The organism is Cupriavidus sp. SIMBA_020, assembly GCF_046535395.1.
GTDB lineage: Bacteria > Pseudomonadota > Gammaproteobacteria > Burkholderiales > Burkholderiaceae > Cupriavidus > Cupriavidus campinensis.
The window spans coordinates 1-265 of record NZ_JAWRWU010000769.1 but is presented as its reverse complement, the minus strand read 5'-3'; the positions used below and the strand labels follow the sequence as shown (position 1 = coordinate 265).

Below are 265 nucleotides of genomic sequence, written 5' to 3'. Positions count from 1 at the left end.
GGCGGCGCGCTGACGAGCGGCCCGGTCGGCACGCTGACGGGTTCGTTGACGTCGCCGACCGGTGCGCTCGGCGCTGTCGGCACGGCGAGCCCGGGCGGCGCGGTCGGGACGGTGACGACGCCGTCCGGCAGCGGCACCGTGACGGCCGGCCTGTCCGGCAGTTCGGGCAGCACCGCGGGCGGCGCGACCAACCTGCTCGCGCCGGTGACGAACCTGCTCGGCGGTCTGCTCGGCGCCACCGCGCCGAAGAAGTAACGCTTCACCC

Annotated in this window: 1 pseudogene; it reads left to right on the top strand. The window is 76.6% G+C overall.

Annotation, left to right across the window (positions count from 1 at the left end):
* Positions 1-255, top strand: a pseudogene (locus SB751_RS31430) (hypothetical protein); the annotation flags it as partial.
* Positions 256-265 lie beyond the last annotated feature (10 nt).